Origin of the sequence: Pseudanabaena sp. BC1403 (genome assembly GCF_002914585.1) — a bacterium.
In the GTDB taxonomy this organism is placed as follows: domain Bacteria; phylum Cyanobacteriota; class Cyanobacteriia; order Pseudanabaenales; family Pseudanabaenaceae; genus Pseudanabaena.
On the sequence record NZ_PDDM01000003.1, the window covers coordinates 257,243 to 271,950 of the forward strand.

At 43.5% G+C, this 14,708-nt stretch carries 14 protein-coding genes; 12 read left to right on the forward strand and 2 right to left on the reverse strand.

Annotation, left to right across the window (positions count from 1 at the left end; translation table 11 throughout):
• The first annotated feature begins 156 nt into the window (after window positions 1-156).
• The 3 genes from metH to CQ839_RS04920 all read left to right on the forward strand — a co-directional run bounded on the left by metH (window position 157) and on the right by CQ839_RS04920 (window position 5,575).
• Window positions 157-3,708 carry a methionine synthase gene (metH, locus tag CQ839_RS04910; protein ID WP_103667158.1) on the forward strand — a complete coding sequence of 1,184 codons (3,552 nt, stop codon included), beginning with the start codon at window positions 157-159 and terminating at the stop codon, window positions 3,706-3,708.
• Window positions 3,709-3,854: 146 nt separating this feature from the next.
• On the forward strand, window positions 3,855-4,925 hold the full coding sequence (locus CQ839_RS04915; RefSeq protein WP_103667159.1) for an ATP/GTP-binding protein: 1,071 nt from the start codon (window positions 3,855-3,857) through the stop codon (window positions 4,923-4,925).
• 2 nt (window positions 4,926-4,927) lie between these two features.
• The gene (locus tag CQ839_RS04920) at window positions 4,928-5,575 is read left to right on the forward strand and encodes a DUF3226 domain-containing protein (protein WP_103667160.1); all 648 of its coding nucleotides are present in this window, start codon (window positions 4,928-4,930) and stop codon (window positions 5,573-5,575) included.
• A 64-nt stretch (window positions 5,576-5,639) separates the two neighbouring features.
• Here CQ839_RS04920 and CQ839_RS04925 read toward each other — a convergent pair whose 3' ends face one another.
• Window positions 5,640-6,416 carry a photosystem II S4 domain protein gene (locus CQ839_RS04925; protein WP_103667161.1) on the reverse strand — a complete coding sequence of 259 codons (777 nt, stop codon included), beginning with the start codon at window positions 6,414-6,416 and terminating at the stop codon, window positions 5,640-5,642.
• Window positions 6,416-7,405: a PRC-barrel domain-containing protein gene (locus CQ839_RS04930; RefSeq protein WP_103667162.1), complete on the reverse strand. Its 990-nt coding sequence runs from the start codon at window positions 7,403-7,405 to the stop codon at window positions 6,416-6,418. Before CQ839_RS04930 ends, CQ839_RS04925 begins: the two co-directional genes overlap by 1 nt.
• Before the next feature lie 298 nt (window positions 7,406-7,703).
• Between CQ839_RS04930 and CQ839_RS04935 the strand changes: the two genes are divergently transcribed.
• The 9 genes from CQ839_RS04935 to CQ839_RS04975 all read left to right on the forward strand — a co-directional run bounded on the left by CQ839_RS04935 (window position 7,704) and on the right by CQ839_RS04975 (window position 14,592).
• Window positions 7,704-7,898, forward strand: coding sequence for a prevent-host-death family protein (locus CQ839_RS04935; protein ID WP_103667163.1), 195 nt, complete (start codon window positions 7,704-7,706; stop codon window positions 7,896-7,898).
• A gap of 162 nt (window positions 7,899-8,060) precedes the next feature.
• Window positions 8,061-11,687, forward strand: coding sequence for a HEAT repeat domain-containing protein (locus tag CQ839_RS25880; protein ID WP_103667164.1), 3,627 nt, complete (start codon window positions 8,061-8,063; stop codon window positions 11,685-11,687).
• Window positions 11,688-11,719: 32 nt separating this feature from the next.
• Window positions 11,720-12,094: a hypothetical protein gene (locus tag CQ839_RS04945; protein ID WP_103667165.1), complete on the forward strand. Its 375-nt coding sequence runs from the start codon at window positions 11,720-11,722 to the stop codon at window positions 12,092-12,094.
• A gap of 42 nt (window positions 12,095-12,136) precedes the next feature.
• Complete coding sequence (locus CQ839_RS04950; protein WP_103667166.1) at window positions 12,137-12,367, forward strand: DUF2281 domain-containing protein; 231 nt, start codon at window positions 12,137-12,139, stop codon at window positions 12,365-12,367.
• Window positions 12,368-12,408: 41 nt separating this feature from the next.
• Entirely contained in the window at window positions 12,409-12,702 is a 294-nt protein-coding gene (locus CQ839_RS04955; protein WP_103667167.1) for a type II toxin-antitoxin system RelE/ParE family toxin, read from the forward strand.
• Between the two features lie 22 nt (window positions 12,703-12,724).
• On the forward strand, window positions 12,725-13,039 hold the full coding sequence (locus CQ839_RS04960; RefSeq protein ID WP_103667168.1) for a HigA family addiction module antitoxin: 315 nt from the start codon (window positions 12,725-12,727) through the stop codon (window positions 13,037-13,039).
• A 7-nt stretch (window positions 13,040-13,046) separates the two neighbouring features.
• Window positions 13,047-13,739, forward strand: coding sequence for a DUF433 domain-containing protein (locus CQ839_RS04965; RefSeq protein ID WP_103667169.1), 693 nt, complete (start codon window positions 13,047-13,049; stop codon window positions 13,737-13,739).
• Window positions 13,736-14,179: a hypothetical protein gene (locus CQ839_RS04970; protein ID WP_103667170.1), complete on the forward strand. Its 444-nt coding sequence runs from the start codon at window positions 13,736-13,738 to the stop codon at window positions 14,177-14,179. Before CQ839_RS04965 ends, CQ839_RS04970 begins: the two co-directional genes overlap by 4 nt.
• Window positions 14,180-14,316: 137 nt before the next feature.
• On the forward strand, window positions 14,317-14,592 hold the full coding sequence (locus CQ839_RS04975) for a hypothetical protein (RefSeq protein WP_146048697.1): 276 nt from the start codon (window positions 14,317-14,319) through the stop codon (window positions 14,590-14,592).
• The last annotated feature ends 116 nt before the right edge of the window (window positions 14,593-14,708 follow it).

A 14,708-nucleotide genomic window follows, 5' to 3' on the forward strand; every position in this document is an offset into this window, starting at 1 on the left:
TCTATCCGCGAGATCACGCAAGACTCAATTAGCGATCGTCTTGTGATCTCCCTTAATTCTTCTCTCATGTTTCGCTCTAATGTAAAAACTTCCTGTTCAATATAGTTTGATATAATGAGCAGCTAGAGTCACTTTGTTAGCTTAGGTATAGATCGAATGACCAGTCTGTTTCTGGAACGTCTTCACAGCAGCGATCGCCCCGTCATTGTATTTGATGGTGCGATGGGTACAAACTTGCAAGTACAAAATCTCACCGCCGAGGACTTTGGTGGCGCGGAGTATGAGGGCTGCAATGAGTATCTGGTGATGACGAAACCTGAGGCAGTTGCCACAGTTCATCGTGATTTTTTGGCAGCGGGAGCCGATGTGATCGAGACTGACACCTTTGGCGGCACATCGATCGTTTTGAATGAATACGATCTTGGGCATATGGCTTATGAACTCAGTAAAAAAGCAACTGAGCTAGCCAAATCCGTAGCTGCCGAATTTTCGACACCAGAAAAGCCTCGTTTTGTGGCGGGTTCGATTGGCCCAACGACCAAGTTGCCGACCCTGCTGCATATTGATTTCGATACGATGAAGCAGTCATTTATCGAGCAGATCGAAGGGCTGTACGATGGCGGTGCAGATTTATTGCTGGTTGAGACTTGTCAGGATATTCTGCAAATCAAAGTTACATTAAGTGCGATCGAAGAATTTTTTGCAAAGCGCGGAGTCCGTCTGCCTGTAATGGTTTCCGTGACAATGGAAACTACTGGCACAATGCTAGTTGGCTCTGATATCTCCGCAGTAGTGACGATTCTGGAACCTTACAATATTGATGTATTGGGGCTGAACTGTGCGACGGGACCAGATCAGATGACCGAGCATATGCGTTATCTGAGCGCTCATTCTCCCTTTATTGTGTCTTGTGTCCCCAATGCGGGACTACCCGAAAACGTTGGTGGACAGGCATTTTATCGTCTCACTCCTGACGATCTGCGCGATCATCTAAAACATTTTGTTGAAGACTTAGGCATTCAAATTATTGGCGGTTGTTGTGGAACTACACCTGCTCACATTAAAGCATTAGCTGATGCAGCGAAGACCCTCAAACCCAAACTCCGTGAGCCTCTAGTCGTGCCTTCAGCTGCTTCCATTTATAGCTCTCAGCCCTATATTCAAGATAATTCCTTCTTAATTGTCGGTGAGAGATTAAATGCTAGCGGTTCTAAGAAAACTCGCGATTTATTAAATGCAGAAGATTGGGATGGATTGGTGGCGATCGCGCGATCGCAGGTTAAGGAAGGCGCACATATTCTCGATGTGAACGTGGACTATGTGGGAAGAGACGGCGTGCGCGATATGCATGAACTGGTTTCGCGCCTTGTAACTAACGTGACTTTACCTCTGATGTTGGACTCCACCGAATGGGAAAAGATGGAAGCTGGGCTAAAAGTCGCGGGTGGGAAATGTATTCTTAATTCCACTAACTATGAAGATGGCGAAGAGCGTTTCTGCAAGGTGGTTAGCCTCGCTAAGCAATATGGCGCTGGTATCGTCATCGGCACAATTGATGAAGATGGTATGGCACGGACTGCCGATAAGAAGTTTGAGATTGCCGCCCGTGCTTACAAACAAGCAACGGAAGAACTGGGTATGCCAGCCAGTGAGATCTTCTTTGATACGCTTGCTCTGCCAATTTCCACAGGTATTGCCGAAGATCGCAAAAATGCTGCCGAGACCATCGAATCAATTCGCCGCATTAAGGAAGCAATGCCAGAAACCCATGTATTGCTTGGTGTTTCTAATGTTTCCTTCGGCTTAAATCCTGCTTCACGAGTAGTTCTCAATTCTGTGTTTTTGAATGAAGCAATGAAAGTGGGTATGGATTCTTCCATTGTGAATGCCAGTAAAATCGTACCGCTGAATCGAATTGGCGATCGCGAAAAAGAAGTAGCGACGCAACTGATCTATGATGAGCGCGAGTTTGATGGCGACATTTGCACTTACGATCCGCTCGGTGAGTTCACAACATTATTTGAAGGGGTATCAAGCAAGCGTATCAAGGTCGATAAAGCTTACACTTCCATCGAAGAGCAACTCAAAAATCATATTATTGATGGCGATCGCATTGGTTTAGATGATGCGCTCACCGAAGCCATGCAAAAATATGATCCACTGGTGATCATCAATCAATTCTTACTTGATGGGATGAAAGTCGTCGGTGAATTATTTGGCTCTGGTCAAATGCAGCTTCCCTTTGTATTGCAATCTGCGGAAACAATGAAGTCGGCAGTTGCGTTCTTAGAGCAGTTCATGGAGAAAGTAGAAGGCTCGAATAAAGGCGTGTTCTTGATTGCCACAGTCAAAGGCGATGTACATGACATTGGCAAAAATCTAGTCGATATTATTCTCTCTAATAACGGCTACAAAGTCGTGAATATCGGCATCAAACAGCCCGTTGAGAATATTATCAAAGCCTATGAGGAAAATCAAGCTGACTGCATCGCCATGAGTGGATTACTCGTCAAGTCCACTGCCTTTATGAAAGATAACCTTCAAGAATTTAACCGCCGAGGTATTACTGTGCCTGTGATTCTCGGTGGAGCCGCGCTGACACCAAAATTCGTTTATCAAGATTGTCAGAATAGCTATAACGGGCGTGTCGTATACGGCAAAGATGCCTTCTCTGACCTCAACTTTATGGACAAGTATATGCCCGCGAAGTTGGAAGGCAAATGGGAAGATGCTAAAGGCTTTTTGGATGAAGATCTAGCGATCGAAGATTTGTCGGCTGATGCTATTGACGGCATTTCTAGTGAAGAGGAAAAAGCCAAAAAAGAAGCGCTACTTGCTGAACGATATCTGGACATCGTGCGTTCTGAAGCCGTAGATACTGATATTCTTCGCCCCAAGCCTCCTTTCTGGGGAACCAAGATTCTCCAAGGTGATGATATTCCTTTTGAGGATCTATTCTGGAATCTAGATATGCAAGCTCTAATCGCAGGTCAATGGCAATTCCGCAAGCCGCAAGATCAATCTCGTGAGGAATATGATGCATTTTTGCAAGAGACAGTCTATCCAATTTTAGAAACGTGGAAAGAGCGCATTATCAATGAGAAGTTACTAGCCCCGACTTCGGTTTATGGCTATTTCCCTGTGCTAGCCGAAGGCAATACGGTCTATTTCTACGATCCCAAAGACATTGATGATATTCACGCAGCCCAGCCAATAAACTCGTTTGTCTTCCCCCGCCAAAAGTCGCTGCGTCGCCTTTGTATCGCCGATTTCTTCTCACCCAAGGAGTCAGGAATTATAGATGTGATGCCATTGCAAGCGGTCACGGTTGGACATATCGCCACTGAGTTTGCTCAAGGTCTATTCAAAGCTAATCAATACACCGATTATCTCTATTTCCACGGTCTAGCCGTGCAGATGGCGGAAGCAGTTGCGGAATGGACACATACTCGCATTCGTAGCGAGTTAGGTTTTGCGGCGGAAGATCCTGATAATATTCGCGATATTCTAGCGCAGCGCTATCATGGCTCCCGCTATAGTTTCGGCTATCCCGCCTGTCCGAATATGCAGGATCAGTTCAAGCTCTTAGATTTGCTCGATGCGAAGCGCGTTGATTTAGTCATGGATGAGAGCGAACAACTCTATCCCGAACAGTCAACCACGGCGTTAATCGTGCATCATCCTACGGCTAAGTATTTCAGTGCTTAAATGGATTAAAAGTTATAAGTAGGAAAGCTTCATTATTTGTAGGATGCGTTAGTGTAACGTAACGCATCTATACAATTAAACGATGATGGGTTACGCGATCGCTAACCCATCCTACACACGATTACTTATATGCCTAGTAACCAATTATGTTGAAATCTATCAAAATCGAAAATTTTCGCTGCTTCCCATTCTTTGAGATGGAACAACTAGGAAGGTTAAATCTCATTGTTGGTACTAACAACAGTGGCAAAACTTCTATTTTAGAAGCAATTCAATTACTTCTAAATTTACCCGCCAATGTTGGTGTATTAGACAATATCATTCTTGGTCGAAGTGAATATATCTTTAATGAAGAGAATCAAGAGCGAGACCTAGTAATTCGTCATCTTTTTTATGATCACAAAATTGATTTTGGTAGTCAATTTTCAATTAGAGGAGTAAATGATCATAATGTACCAATTGAAGTAGTTCTTTCTGTAGAGGATATAAAAACACTAAACTCAGATATAGAATCACCAACTTTATGTATCAAAGGGGCTAACAATATTACTGATATACCATTCAAACTTTCCAAAGAAGGAGTCCTCTCTTCCGATTTACTCCAAATGCAATATTTCAGAAAAAGCTTAGCTGAGCCAAATTCAAATATCCAATTTGTAAATTCGTCTTCACTCGACACACAAGAAGCAATCGAGTTATTTGACGAATTGGTACTAACATCAGAGGAAGATCTTGTAACTCAATCACTGCAAATCATTGAACCTCGAATCAAACGAATCGCAATAGTTAGTTCAGTAAGGTTTCGCTACGTAGGCTCGCGTGGTGGTTTTGTTGTGCAATTTTTCGACGAGAATAAGCGCATCCCTATTGGTAGCATGGGTGATGGGATGTGGCGAATGTTAGGACTCGCTCTTGCGATTGTAAATGCAAAAAATGGAGTTTTACTTATTGATGAAATTGATACTGGGCTACACTTTACCGTGATGTCTGATATGTGGAGAATGCTCTGGGAAACTGCAAAACGCCTTAATGTACAGATTTTTGCGACTACCCATAGTAATGACTGCTGGCAGAGTTTAGCGGATATTGCGAATGCTGAAAATCCTAGTGAAGATGGGATTACGATTCATCGAATTGAGAAAGGAAAGCCACACAGTATTGTTTTCACAGAGCGACAAATTGCGATCGCAGCCGAACGCAATATTGAGGTGCGGTAGAAATGGCTTTAATTCATAAGAACGTTCTACTGGTAGAAGGCGTACAAGAAGTTCGAGTCATTCCAGAACTAATCGAGGCAAGTGGCATAGATTGGGGAACAAAGAAAAATCCTATTGTTTACATTCGCGATAACGTTGGTTACTCAAATTTAAGCGACCCCGATCTGATTGCTACAGAGCTACAAGAATCGGGACGTTCCGCACTTGGTATTGTGGTGGATGCAGATGAAAAACCATCAGATCGTTGGCAAAGCATCAGAAATGCCTGTCTTAAAAGTGTTCCTGATTTACCCGCAGATCTACCAGAAAATGGGTTGATTTGTGACGCTCCTAATGGAATTAAGTTTGGTATTTGGATGATGCCAGATAATAAACAGAGTGGTATGCTCGAAACGTTCTTGGCATATATGATTCCTAATGAAACCGAGATGTTATGGCAGTTTGCTCAATCATCAGTTGAAGTAGCCAAAACTCAAGGAGCAAAATTTACAGAATTTCAGATTGACAAAGCCAACATTTACACTTGGCTAGCTTGGCAAAATCCCCCAGGGCGGCAGTTGCACCAAGCAGTAATGGAGAAAATTCTTGATCCACAGCATCCACGCGCTCAGAAATTTGTGACTTGGTTTAAGGAATTGTATGGCTTGTAAGCGATCGCAAAAGAGCCTCTACAATTGATGAATTGCCTCTACTTTTTGCTGGAATTGATTTGTATTAAACCGATCGCGTCATTTGCACTCGATAACGTTCTTTCTTAGTAATCATAATTTCGCCAATCGTGACTCGTCCTTTGCCACGAATCGCGATGAGGTCACCTGCTTTGAGTTGAAAATTGGGCGAAGATATAGTCTTCCAATTGACGCGCACATCTTCGCCGTTGATCAAGTCCACCATTTTGCTGCGCGACATTCCGAAACCAAAAGAGGCGATCGCATCTAATCTCAAGGAAGCTTCAGTGGAAGTGAGTTCTTTTGTTACAGGTATGCGAATTTTGAGTTCTTCCCAATCGATGGCATTTACCTTAACGGGAACTGTGCGGACTTGAGTGAAATGGAGTTGCAAATATTCCAACAACTCAGGTACAACGATCGCCTGTGCGCCTTTTTCACCCAAGACATTCACATCGCCGACCTTTTGGCGCTCGATGCCACAGCCCAGCAAAGCACCGAGAAAATCGCGATGGGTGGCGGTGTCGAATAAAAAATTACCAGAGATCGAGATCGGTGTGAGGCTGACCATTGATATATCAAGGGGCAACTCACTACGAGCGATCGCTAATCTTTGGCGTTCGGCTTGCTCGTAACCGCCCCATGCTATGCATTGGATCTCGGTCATTTTGCCAAATACTCGCAATGCCTCAGCAACTTCGGGCGGCGACAAAAAATCGCTGCACACGACTTCCCAAGTTTGGATAGCGCGATCGCCTAAATCCAATAGTCGGCTAATCGTTTCTCTGTTTTCTACATGATTAAGGAGGTCACGGGGTAGCATTAGATCTCGTCAAATTCCTCTTCGGGAATGCGTTGTTTGGACTTGTCAGGAATCTTGGTTTCACCCCAAGCATCACGGATTTGTTGTTGGGTTTCGTTACGAAAATTAGGCTTAGAGTCTAGATAATCATCTTCAAAATCATCGTAGTCGTCATCATAGTTGTTGCTCGACGATGGTGGTGGTGCGATCGGGCGCGATGGCTCAGGACGAGCTTCGGCTCTGGCTTGACGACGTTGCGGTGGGTTAGCAGGGACACGCTCTTCTGCCCAATTGTCGCCATCATCCCAAGATTGCTCTTGGCGATAGACGGGGCGTTGCTGCTGTGGTGGTGGAGAATAGGTGCTTCTTGTACCTGATGACAGGGCATTGTCACGAACTGTTGTCGATGGTGGCATGTAATCATCATCAAAGTCGTCTTCCCAAGGTGCTTTACCTAGTCCTAGACGCTCTAGCAATCCTTTGCTAAGTTGGGTCATGCGATCTTCCATGCCTTCGGTGACGATGATGCGATCGCGTCCTACGGCGATGATTTCATTCACATCCAGCTCATAGGTACTGATTAAACTCGCTGGAATAATCGGATTGCCGATGGATGCAACGATTAAAAACTGTAAACTACCTGTCTCAGGCTCAAATTTAAAGTCTCTGACTTTACCCAGTAATTCGCCAGACTCAGTGACGACCTCGTTGTTAATTAGGCTGGTGTAGCGCTCGGTAATCAAGATGTCTTCGAGGATCGATTCGTCATCTACCAAAATCGCATCTGGTCCCAGCAGGTCAATGTTATCGAGGGACATGAAGAATGTGTCACCAATGCCAATCGGTGTTCCTGGGACGAAGCGCTCAGCGACGGTCATACCGACAACTCGCCTCTGATCGACATCTAGCCAGATTTGGGTGACTATGCCAAGCCGCACGGCTGAGCGCTTGCTAAAGACTTGCAAACCCAAGACGGCGGCACGTTGACGAAGATTTTCCGATTGCATCATGGCGGTGACGTGGCTCTAAAAAGATTCCCAAACGATCCCCAACGAGTGGGGCATGAACTAAGCAGGAGGGTAAATACCTAGCCCTGATTCTAGCAGACTAGATCCCCGTCGGTATCTTAACGTTTGTTCGGTCGATTGTTCGGGCGATCGCATTTTCTAATAAGTAGTTCAGCATCATTAAAAACTAAAACCAGCGGGCGGTACGCTCTCTGGTTTTAAGTTTACTTATGCTTTGCTACTTATTTAGTCTTCAGGTATAAGTTGCTAATATGTATGGGAGTGTCACCTAAATCAAAATATGACTACTACAGCACGAGAGCAATATATTGTGGATGCAAACGGTACTAAAACAGCCGTGATTTTAAGTATTGAGCAGTATGAGCAAATGCTAGAAGACATTCATGATTTAGCGATCATTGCTGAACGTCGAGTAGAACAGCCGATTAGTTTTGCTGAGATGAAAAAAAGACTAAATCTCAGTGGAAGTCTATAAAATCAATTTTCAATAGCCCTGCACTCAAGTGCGGTCTAAAAGCTCAAACCCGTTGAAACGGGTTAATTAACGGTATTCTGTAGTCCACTTCAGTGGACTTGAGCTTTTAGCCAAGAACTTGAGTTCTTGGTTTATTTATGTCCTAAGGGATTGATTTACAGCATGGGTGAAGAGATTTGTTTTGATGATTATTTGCGATCGCTGGTAAGTGCTTATCAGCAATGGTGGCGCTTGTATACGCTGACAGATGCGACGGGACGGGAATCGCAACGGGTGGAACGCGATCGCATTGCACCTGCTTTTTTTGATTTCGGCTTGATGGTGCAGGTGCAGACGGTGGACAAGGAAAAAGTAGAAAGTCAAAAGGAAAAAGGGGAAGAGGAAAAGAAGGAAAAAATTGAGCGGTTGCCTGTGCTGGAGGGGATCTGTAAGTATGCATCGGATCATGTGTTGCTGGTGGGTAGATCAGGATCGGGGAAGTCTACGGCTTTGGCGCGGTTGTTGTTACAGGAGGCGGAAAATGCGTTAAGCGATCGCTTAGCGAAAATTCCTGTGTTGGTGGAGTTGCGGTATTTGCCTTCGGAGGCGAATGAGTCTTCTGTATGCGATCGCATTCTTGCTTTTATGCACAAACACGATCCTGCTTTGAATATTGATGAGGCGGGGATTAAGCAGCTATTGCGTCAGGGGCGGTTGTTGCTGTTGGTGGATGGGGTGAATGAGTTGCCATCGGATCGCGGTCGCGCTCGGGTGAATCAATTTCGGGAGCTTTATCAAAAAACTTGCCCAATGATCTTTACGACGCGGGAGTTGAGTGCGGGTGGGGATTTGGGGATTGCCAAGCGGTTAGAGATGCAGCCTTTGACGGAGCCGCAGATGCAGCAGTTTGTGATGGCGTATTTGCCGAAGCAGGGGGAGAGATTGTTGCGGCAGTTGTCGGGACGGTTGCGGGAGTTTGGGCAAACACCTTTGTTGTTATGGATGCTTTGTTCGTTGTTTCAGCAGTCTGAGCAGATTCCACCGAATTTGGGTATGGTGTTTCGGGCGTTTACGGTGGGCTATAGAGATAGCAAGAAGGAGTTACTGTCAGAGCGCTTGCGGACATGGTGTGGACGGTTGTTACAGTATCTAGCGTTTAAGATGACTTGCGGCAAAAATCTGACAGATGCACGGGTGACGATTCCGCGTCAACAAGCAGAAAGTATTTTGGTTGATTTCTTGAAAGGAAAAGTAGAATATCCTGATGACTGTGCAATTAGATGGCTAAATGATTTACTAAAGCATCATTTAATTCAGATTAATAATGATCGCGTTGAATTTGAGCATCAATTAATTCAAGAATATTATGCGGCGGAGTGGTTGTTAGGACTATTAGAAAATCAACAAATCAGCTATGAACGATTACAGCATGACTATCTCAATTATTTGAAATGGACAGAACCTTTGGCGTTGATGTTGGAGTTGGTGGAGGGTGAGGAGCAGGCGGTGCGGGTGGTACGGCTGGCGCTGGAGGTAGATTTGCGGTTGGGGGCGAGGTTGGCTGGGGCGGTGAAGTATGAGTTTCAGGAAAAGACTGTTGGGTTGTTGATTCGGGAAATTGAGGAACGGGAAATACCTCAGGGGTCGGCGATTGAGCTTTTAGGAGAAACGAAATCTGATTATACGATCATATCCCTCTTGCAATTTTCTAAACAGCAAGATGCTGATAAGTGGATGAGTGCGCTAACTGCTATAGGAGCTATTGGTACAAATAAAGCTATCGAATCTCTTATCCAATGTCTCGAAGATCAAGATTTTGGTATTCGTATAACAGTAGTAGAGGTGCTAGGCTCAATTGGCAGTGATAATGCTATTGAATCCCTTCTTAAATCTCTCCATGATCAAAGTCCTCATGTTCGTACTAAGGTAATAGAAGCATTAGGCTTAATTGGCAATGATAGAGCAGTTGAATCTCTGATCCAAACCCTCGAAGATCAAGATTCTGATATTCGCATAAAATCAATAGAAGTGCTTGGTAAAATCGGCAACAAGCAAGCCGTTCAACCTCTTATTCAATCTCTCCAAGATCAAGATTCGTTTGTTTGTAGAAGAGCAGCAGAGGCATTGGGGGAGATTGGCGATGAAAGAGCTATTGAACCTCTTTTTGACATACTTAGAAATCGAGATTCTAATCGTAGTAGCGAGGTAGAGGCTCTAGGAAAAATCACAAATGACGAAACTATAAATCCTGTCTCTACTGATGAATTGGATATTCCTTGCCTATGGGAATTTTGTCAAAGTACTTGTGATTTATTAATTGCCGAAATAGATGATGCACCTAAAGCGGCATCAGAAGCTTTAGCTAGAATTGGAGGTGATCAAGTTGTAAAACATCTTATTGATGTCCTAAAAAGTTGTAGCGATGAAGTCCGCAGATTTGCAGTAGAAGCTTTGGGGATAATTGGTAGTGAAGAATCTATTGATGTTCTTATTGAATCTCTGCGCGATCCAATTTATGAAGTTCGTCAATATTCAGCAGAAGCATTAGGAAAAATCCGTAACAATAGATGTATCGCCCCTTTAATTGACTTACTCAAAGATAAAAATATCCTCGTTGTTGGAGAGGCAATATGTGCAATAGAAAAGATTGGCAACGATCAAGCTGCTGAAGATATTATCTGTAATCTCCAAGATGAAAATAATGATAATTATATTCGTAGAAATCTAATTGAGGCATTAGGGAAAATTGCCAGTGACAAAGGTATTTGTCATCTTATTAATATGCTTAATGACCCAAATCCTGATATTCGGGGACAAGTAGCAAAGATTTTAGGTAAAACTGGAAGTAGAATATCTGTTGAATCGCTCATTCAATCTCTCCAAGATCAAGAAACTAATGTTCGTAGTAAGGCAGTAGAGGCATTAGGGGAAATTGGAAGCGAACAAGCTATTGAACATATTATTGATTTACTTAAAGATAATAATCCCAATGTCCGCAAAAGTGCTGCAAGAGCTTTAGGTGAAATTGGGAATGAAAAAGCAGTTCAGCCTCTTATTGATGAAGTGTTTAATGATTTAGATCCCTATGTTCGTGAGAGTGTTGCGTGTGCATTGAGCCAAATTGGCTCTTACAATACGGTTGAGCCTCTAATAAAAGTCTTAAAAGATCAAGAACATTTTCCTTATGTTAGAGCAATTGCGGCAGAAGCATTAGGCAAAATTGGAGGTGAAGAATTTGTTGAACATCTTATTGATTTGCTGAAAGATGAAAATTCTTATATTGTCGAGAGCGTAGCAGAGGTAATGGGTAAAATCGGCGGTAAAAAAGCACTTCATCATCTTATTGAGAGTTTCAACTTCCGCGATGTTAATTTTAATTATTCAAATGTACAAAATAAATTAATAGGCGCATTAGAAAATATTGGCGGTAAACAAGCAATTGAATCACTTATTCAATCTCTGAAATATTGCGGTTTTGATATGCATTTGCGGGTACAAGAGGCGTTGATTAATATAACTAAAAACGATCGCAACTTACCCACCCTCACCCAACAACTCCCCCATCTCCTCACCCTCATCCCTACAGAAGCCAGCCAAGAAGCCCTCTCAGTCATCACCGCCATACAAGCCCGATGCAAATACTACAACTACGACATAGCTCAAACACCTTTACCCCCTGAAGATAAATCCAATCCAAAAGACTCGCAGAACACATTCAATGCACCAGTAGGTCAAGTAGTTATTGGAAATCTAATAGTACAGGGTGATAATATTGCCACACAAAACAACCAAAAAGCACCTGAGTCCTAACCAACCACCAAACATTACCCAACGAGAAAGATATGACCTTTAACTTCAACGCCCCCGTAGGACAAGTCATCGCAGGCGATCAAACCGTCACAGGCGACAACATCGGCACACAAAACAACTACTACGGCACAGACGACCCCAACACCCAACAACTAGCCAAAGAACTCGTTGAAATCCTGCAAGGAATCGTCCCCCAAATCTCCGATCCCACCAGCGAAGCAGGCAAAGAAATCATCACCGCCGCCGCAATGGAAGAGATAGAAAACAAACCACCCCTTAAAGATCGTCTAGTTGCTGCTCTCACAGCAGGTGCATTTGAAGCCATCAAAAAAATTGCCAAAAATGATTTTGTTGAAGTCTTCCTTACTGCCTTCAAAGCAGGAATTGAAGCCAAACCTAAAAAGTAAAGCTCCTATTCTAGATATCAGCCGTATCAAAAAGTGAAACTTATGACAGTACAAGACCTAGCGATCGCCAAAATCCAACATCTTCCCAATGAACTCGCTCAGGAAGTCAGTGACTTTATTGACTTTCTCATGCTCAAACAAGACAACCAACGCTGGCAGCAATGGACGCAATTTAGCGAATCCCTAACCATCAGCGAATCCGACTTTAGCGACTATCTCAAAAATCTAGAAGACTACGAAGAAAGACTAGTACGAGAAGAAATAAAATTTTAAAATGCATGTTTAGCATGACATCCGTGTTATTATGCTAAATCATGATTGTCTCATTCAAAAATCAAGGCACTGAAGACATCTTCAACGGCAAAAACTCTCAGGAGGCAAGAAAAGTTTGTCCAGCATCCATTTGTAAAGTTGCAACCCGCAAACTCGACCAAATCAACGCCGCAACTACCCTCAACGATCTGCGCGTTCCACCCAACAATCGACTAGAAGCATTAGCAGGCGATCGTAAAGGTCAGCATAGTATTCGCATCAATAATCAATATCGAATTTGCTTTATCTGGACTAGCACAGGTGCAAATCAAGTAGAAATTGTAGATTATCACTAAGTTAAAGATAGAAGTATTAAATATGACACGCATACCAACCCATCGCCCACCAACCCACGCAGGGGAAATGTTATTAGAAGAATTTCTCATTCCGTTGGGATTAACGCAGCAAGAACTAGCCAACGCCATTCATGTCCCCTATCAAAGAGTAAATGAAATCATCAATCGCCGCCGAGGTATCACACCTAGCACTGCCCTCCGCCTAGCCAAATTCTTTTCCACATCACCAGACTTCTGGATGAATCTTCAACAATGTTGGGACTTATATCACGCTCAACAAACAGAAAATGATGAATTGCAAACCATTCAACCACTAACAACGTTAGCGATCGGCTAAATCAAAAATGACAAATGCAACCAAACTTCAAAACCTTCCAGCCTATACAGTAGCCGATGCCGCTCGTTACTTGCGGATTCCATCGGGTACATTACAAGCTTGGCTACATGGGCGTACCTACAACACCAAAGACGGACAACAATTTTCTGCCCCCCTCATCCAGCGCCCCAGCACCGAATTTTCACAACTCTCATTCATCAACCTCGTAGAAGCTCATGTATTGCGAGTGATTCGCCAAGACCACAATATCCGCTTAGACAAAGTTCGCACCGCCCTTGACTACATCGAACGTGAATTTGCCACCCCACATCCCCTCGCAAGCATTGACTTCCAGACCGACGGCGTAAACCTCTTTGTCGAATCCGTAGGAAAACTGATTAACGCCTCCGAAAATGGACAGTTAGCCATGCGTCAAACTCTTAATCAACTCCTCAAACGCATCGAATACGATCGCCAAGTTGCCATTCGCCTATTCCCCAACCTGCGCCCCAATCAATCCGATAGTCCAAAACTTCTCGTCTTCGATCCCGCCGTATCCTTTGGGCGTTTAGCGATCGCTGATACAGGCATTCCCACATCCATTGTTGCCGAACGCTATCGAGCAGGAGATTCTATAGATTTACTGGCTGAAGACTACGGCTGCACAAGACTCCAAATCGAAGAAGCGATCCGCTACGAACTCCCTCCTCAAATTGCGTGAACAAGAAAAATACCGATAAGCCTATCTTTTTTGTAGATAGAGCCTTAGGCAAAAATTTAGTCAAAATCCTACGCAACGCAGGCGCAAATGCTGAAGCGCATATCGATCATTTTGCCCCCAATTCTCCAGATGTCGAATGGTTGTCAGAAGTCAGCCGTAGAGGATGGATTGTCTTGACTAAAGATGCCAATCTGGGACGTACGCCCTCTGAGCAAATAGAGATCGCTAGTTCTAAGGCAAGAGTTTTTGTTTTAGCGATCGGCGATGCCAGTGGTGAAGAAATGTCACAAACTTTTATTCAGGCTCTAGACAGCATCGAGAGATTCATCAAGGGAAATCAATCCCCTTTCATCGCCAAAGTTTATCAAAATAGTAGAGTGGCAATCTGGCAAAATCACACAAAACTTTTGAAAATGCTACAACGATCTAATGAATTGTAAGGATATAACGGCAACTTCTCGATTCTCGATCCATTGACAGCCGATGAAATTGCTAATCAATTGCTTTATATTTAATGCGATCGCCACATCAACATATAAATCCAAGACTATACTGTAAAGATAAATCAGGAGGACTGATGTACTTAACTGAATCAGCAAATACTTCCATGAAAGTCTTCTCTCTACAAGTACAAAAAGAAGGACAAATTAGCATTCCTCAAGATGTGCTAAACACCCTGCAAACCCACGAAGGACAAACCCTCACCCTGCTCCAAATCGGTGAATTTGCCGTAATTGTCCCCAGAATTCCCCAAGTCACAACACTAACAGAAAGCTTTGTATCCTTAATGAATTCAAGCAATGTCACCGTAGATGAACTGTTAGAAGGACTACAAGAAGAGCGTCAATCCTGAAATCTTACCTAATCCCGCGATCGCAGATGTATAGCAAAGTAAGGTTAAGATAGGACATAAAATTGAAACAGAAGAGACAGAAAAAGAAACGAAAATGACAGCAGCTTACAGCATAC